The organism is Streptomyces sp. NPDC028635, assembly GCF_040637635.1.
Taxonomy (GTDB): Bacteria; Actinomycetota; Actinomycetes; order Streptomycetales; family Streptomycetaceae; genus Streptomyces.
Window position 1 is genome coordinate 1 of record NZ_JBEZWX010000085.1, and the last position, 4,935, is coordinate 4,935.

The following is a 4,935-nucleotide window of genomic DNA, read 5'->3' on the forward strand; positions in this document are numbered from 1 at the left end:
CGCCATCGACCAGAAGGTCGACGGCGTCGCCATCACCTTGGCCAAGCCGGACGCCATGAGCCCGGCGGCGCACGCGACCCAGGGTGTCACGGCCGTCAAGGCCGCGCGGCACACTCCCCGCTGGCGTCAGAACCGCAGCACGCCCGCCATGCCCTCCGCGTCGCCCAGCGAGCCGTCGGGGACGAAGCGGACGTCCGCGCCGGTCTCCAGGCACTGCTCGACGATCTCGTCGACGATGTCCTCCCGGGCGTCGAGCTCACCGCCCGCGGCGGGTTCCAGATGGTCCCCGACGTCGCGGACCGTCACCTGGTAGTTCTCCTCGACGGCCAGCAGCCGCACCCGGGCCTCGCGGGCGCTGCGCCAGATCTCGTCGAGCCCCGCCGCGAACGCACGCCGTCCGCGGGCCGCTTCGAGTTCCTCGGCGACGGTGTCGGCCGTCCTGCGCTGCTGTTCGGCCACGACGGGCCGCACGGCCTGCCACACCGCCTCGGGGGAGGCGTGGGTGAGTCCGCCGTGGCGTATGTGCACCGCGCACTTGGCGACCGTGCCGACGTCGTCGAACAGGGACAGGGCGGCCTGGTCGCCGGTGACGTAGACCGGGCGGGAGTCCTGGCGCAGCACCTCCGTCATCGCCGTGTCGGCCTCGCGCAGGAACTGGCGGGTGCCCTCGTCGCGGAACGTGCTCGGCAGATCGCCGATGGGTTCCTGACGCTCGGCGTCGAAGTTGTCCCGGCTGCGGATCCGGGGGAAGCCGCCGGTGTGCTCCTCGGCCACCCGGTCGTGGCCGCCGCTCCACAGCGCGACGCGGTCGGCGGAGACCGACAGCACCCAGAACGGCCGGTCGGCCGCCTGGGCGGAGACCAGGTTGCGGGTCAGGAAGGTGTCCGACAGCACCACCCGCTCCGGCACGGAGCGGGCCAGCGACCACACCTGGTGCTCACCGGGGGCGGCGAAGATCACCAGCCCGTCCTCGGCGTGGGCGAGGTCCACCTCCGCCAGGGCCCGGTCGAGTTCGCGCGCGACATCGGCGCGCCGCTCCCGGCTGACGGCCGGATCGGCCTCGAGCCGGCGCTTGGCCTCGGCCACGACGTTGCGCAGCCGGACCCGGTCCTGGGAGTTGTCGGGTTCGCGGCGGTGCGTCGGCGTCAGCACGGACACCGCCGGATAGGGCCGCGGCCGGCGCAGTTCGGCGAGGGTTGCAGGGCTCAGTGCATGCTCCATGACAGCACCATAGGGCCGATTCACGTATCGGGCATTTGGGGTAACGATGGCTGGTGCGGCGGGGATCTTCCGGGCTCCACGCCGGTGACGCGCGCCCTGCGGACGGCTACGCTACCCGCGAGTAACCCACCGCTCCCAGGAGACGCCCATGCCGCAGCTCGAGGTCGACGGCGCGACACTGACCTACGACGACGAGGGCCCCCGCGACGGCGCGGCACCCCTGGTGTTCGTGCACGGGTGGACCGCCGACCGGCACCGCTGGGACCACCAGCTCGACCACTTCGCGCGGCGGCGCCGGGTGATCCGGCTCGACCTGCGCGGACACGGCGAGAGCAGCGGCGCGGGCGTGCGCACCGTCGCGGCGCTGGCCGACGACGTCCTCGCGCTGCTCGACCACCTCCAGGTCGAGCGGTGCGTCCTGGCCGGTCACTCCATGGGCGGGATGATCGCGCAGACCATCGCCCTGTCCCACCCCGCGCGCGTCGAGCGGCTCGTACTCGTGGGCACCATCGGCCGCATGACGTACAGCCGGGCCCGGGGCCTGCTGATGGCGGCGTCCACGCGCGTGCCGTACCGCCTCTTCATCGCCGCCAACATCCGGCGCGCCTTCGCGCCCGGGTACCCGCGCGAGGAGATCCGCCGGTACATCGCGGCGTCCGCCGCCGTCCCGCGCGAGGTCGTCATGACCCTCTACGGCGCCATGCGGGCCTTCGACGTCCTCGACCGCGTCGGCGAGATCCGCACCCCCACCCTGCTCGTCCACGGCACCCGTGACGTCCAGCTGCCGCTCGCGCAGATGCTGCGCATGGCCACCGCCTACCCGGACGCCGTGGTCCGGCTGATCGACGCCGGACACGAACTGCCGCTGGAGAAGCCGCGGGAACTGACCCGGGCGATCGACCGGTTCCTCACCGGCCAGGCCGCCTGAGGGCGGCGGTGAGCCGCGCGGAGGTCCCGCGGCGTCAGTCCTCCTCGTCCGGCCCGCACGAGCTGCCGCTCACCGGCAGCGATCCGTACAGCAGGAAGTCGTCGACCTTGCGGTGCACGCACTTGGACGATCCGTACCCCGTGTGGCCGTCACCGCGGTTGTCCAGGACCACCGCGGAGGACCCGAGGCGCTCGGCTGTCTCCTGCGTCCAGCGGTACGGCGTCGCCGGGTCGCCGCGCGTGCCCACCAGCAGGATCTTCGCCGTGTGCAGGTCCTTGACCTTCTCGCGGACGAAGTCGGTGCCCGGGGGACGGCCGTAGCACATCAGCACCTGCGTCAGGCGGAACCGGCCGAAGACGGGTGAGGCCTGCTCGTAGGCGGCACGCAGCCGGCCCAGGTCCGCGGTGATCCGGTCGGCGGAGGGGCGGTCGGGATCGTCGGCGCAGTTGATCGCCATCAGGGCCGCCGGAGGGTTGTCCAGCGGGACGTCCTCGGCGTCCGTCAGCCCGCCGCCCGGACGATCGCCCGGATCGCGGCGCACCACGGGCACCGGCGGTGCGAAGCCGCCGGACGCGAAGCCCATCACGCCGCTGGTGTCGCCGTCCTGGACCAGCTCGGCCAGCGCCCGCTCCAGCGAGGGCCACAACTCCTTGCTGTACAGCCCCTGCCCGATCGCGCCGACCAGGTCCTGGCCGGAGAACGGCTTGCCGAGACCGTTGCTCGGCACGGGGTCCCGGTCCATCGAGTGGACCAGCTTCACGACCTGCTCGCGAGCCGAGCGCGCGTCCTGTCCGAGCGGGCACGCGATGTCCTGCACACACCAGTCGACGAAGTCGTCGAGCGCGACCTGCTGCCCCTGCGCCCCCGCGATGCCCTGCTCGGCGAGGGGCTCGGTGAGCGTGTCCACGCCGTCCAGCACCACCCGGCCCACCTTGCCCGGGAACTCGGCCGCGTAGACCGCGCCGAGCCGGGTGCCGTAGGAGAAGCCGAGGTAGTTGAGCTTGCCGTCGCCGAGCGCCGCGCGCAGCACGTCGAGATCGCGGGCCGCGTCGACCGTGCCGATGTGCCGCAGCACCGGGCCCGAGTGCCGGGCGCAGGCCGCGGCGGCCTGGCGCAGCTGCTCCAGCGCGGCCCGCGGGTCGGCCAGTTCGTCCGGGGCCCCGGCCGCGGCGAACGCGTCGTCCTCCCCCTCGCCGCAGCTGACCGGTGAGGAGCGGCCGACGCCGCGGGGATCGAACGTCACCACGTCGTAGCCGTTCGTCAGCCCCATGAAGTCCTTGCCGCCTTCCGCGAGCTGGGGCACACCCGCACCGCCCGGCCCGCCGAAGTTGAGCACCACCGAGCCGCGCCGGTGACCCGTCGCACGGTAACGGGCCAGCGCCAGGTCGAGCTTGCCCGCCCGGGGGTGCGCGTAGTCGAGCGGGACGGTGATCTTCCCGCACTGCAGATCCCTGGGCATCCCGTCGCCCTGGCACCGGCCCCAGGTGATCTCCTGGTCGTAGAACCGGCTCAGGTCGGGCCCGGAACCGGCGTACGCCGCGGGCACCCCGGCACCCAGCAGGGCGAACCCGAGGGCTCCGGAGAGCACGCAGCGGCGTATCGCCGCGGACCGCGTCGACCGCTCGGACAGCATCCTTGCCTCCCAGGGCGCCCCGTCGCGGACCGGAAGCGGCGCCCTCGCTCACCATAAGCGGGCCGCGCACACCCCGCTCGTCCGTACCCTCGCCGTCCGCCCGCGCCCCGCCCGTGCGCGTGCGGATCCGCGCGGCGGCCCGCGCCGGGGTGACCGGGGAGCGCCCGGGATGTCACGGCCCGTGCGTCTTTACCGCTTGTTCGACAAACATGCCGCTCGATGGGGTGAAGAAACAATCAACGTCCGATACGCCCATAACCCGGGCCGCCGGGCCGCGTTCCAGTCGGTGCGGGCGAGTGCCCGCGTCCATGTCTGGAAGGCAGGGAACCTATGAAACGGGTTACCCGAAAGGGTCTGATCGCCGTCGCCGCCGCCTCGGGCGCGATGGCCCTGACGGGGGCCGCGTACGCCGACTCCGCGGCGGACGGCACGGCCGCCGGCTCACCCGGGCTGATCTCCGGCAACACCGTCCAGCTCCCGGTGCACGTCCCCGTGAACGTGTGCGGGAACACCGTGAGCGTGGCCGGTGTGCTGAACCCGGCGGCGGGCAACCGCTGCGCGAACACCTCCGACGGCGGCTCCTCCGCACCGGGCGCCGGCGGCTCCGGTCACGCCCGCTCGGGCGGTACCGCCCCGGGTGCCACGCGCTCCGGGGCCTCCGGCGGCGCGCGAGCCGACGGCGTCACGTCCGACTCGCCGGGGGTGCTGTCCGGCAACGGCATCCAGCTCCCCGTCGACCTGCCGGTGAACGTCACCGGCAACAGCGTGAACGTCGTCGGTATCGGCAACCCGGCCACTGGCAACACGTCCGTCAACCACTCCGGCGGCCACCCGGCTCCCGGTCCCGCCCGGCCCACGCCCCGTCCGGCCGCGCCCCCGAAGCGGCACCCCGCGCCGCACGTGCCGCAGCAGCAGGCCGTCGGCTCCCTCGCCCACACCGGCGCGGAGGGGGACCTGCCGGCCGCCATCGGCAGCGCGGCCCTCGTACTCGGCGGCGCCGCCCTCTACCGACGCTTCCGCCCGCAGACCGGACGCTGATCCCCGCCCCCCCAGTGGCCGCCGCTTCCGAGCAGCGGCGGCCATGGCCGGCGACGCTGTCCCCGTGGCAGAGCCCTGCGGCCGCGACCGCGTCCCTCACGACGGACGCGGTCGG

Annotated in this window: 4 protein-coding genes; 2 read left to right on the forward strand and 2 right to left on the reverse strand. The window is 74.1% G+C overall.

Annotated features, from left to right (window positions below; genetic code table 11):
• Window positions 1–126 precede the first annotated feature (126 nt).
• Window positions 127–1,221: a chemotaxis protein gene (locus AB0E88_RS35650; protein ID WP_361639374.1), complete on the reverse strand. Its 1,095-nt coding sequence runs from the start codon at window positions 1,219–1,221 to the stop codon at window positions 127–129.
• A 148-nt stretch (window positions 1,222–1,369) separates the two neighbouring features.
• Here AB0E88_RS35650 and AB0E88_RS35655 point away from each other — a divergent pair, with 148 nt between their 5' ends.
• Window positions 1,370–2,149: an alpha/beta fold hydrolase gene (locus AB0E88_RS35655; protein ID WP_361639377.1), complete on the forward strand. Its 780-nt coding sequence runs from the start codon at window positions 1,370–1,372 to the stop codon at window positions 2,147–2,149.
• 34 nt (window positions 2,150–2,183) lie between these two features.
• Here AB0E88_RS35655 and AB0E88_RS35660 read toward each other — a convergent pair whose 3' ends face one another.
• Entirely contained in the window at window positions 2,184–3,782 is a 1,599-nt protein-coding gene (locus tag AB0E88_RS35660; protein ID WP_361639380.1) for an alpha/beta hydrolase, read from the reverse strand.
• A gap of 330 nt (window positions 3,783–4,112) precedes the next feature.
• On the opposite strand from AB0E88_RS35660, the gene AB0E88_RS35665 reads away from it, so the two are divergent.
• A complete protein-coding gene (locus AB0E88_RS35665) occupies window positions 4,113–4,820 on the forward strand; it encodes a chaplin (RefSeq protein ID WP_361639383.1) in 708 nt (235 codons plus the stop codon).
• Window positions 4,821–4,935 lie beyond the last annotated feature (115 nt).

Coding starts and splice junctions, on each gene's coding strand:
- AB0E88_RS35650 (WP_361639374.1), bottom strand. CDS start 1,221: ATGGAGCATGCACTGAGCCCTGCAACCCTCGCCGAACTGCGCCGGCCG.
- AB0E88_RS35660 (WP_361639380.1), bottom strand. CDS start 3,782: ATGCTGTCCGAGCGGTCGACGCGGTCCGCGGCGATACGCCGCTGCGTG.
- AB0E88_RS35655 (WP_361639377.1), top strand. CDS start 1,370: ATGCCGCAGCTCGAGGTCGACGGCGCGACACTGACCTACGACGACGAG.
- AB0E88_RS35665 (WP_361639383.1), top strand. CDS start 4,113: ATGAAACGGGTTACCCGAAAGGGTCTGATCGCCGTCGCCGCCGCCTCG.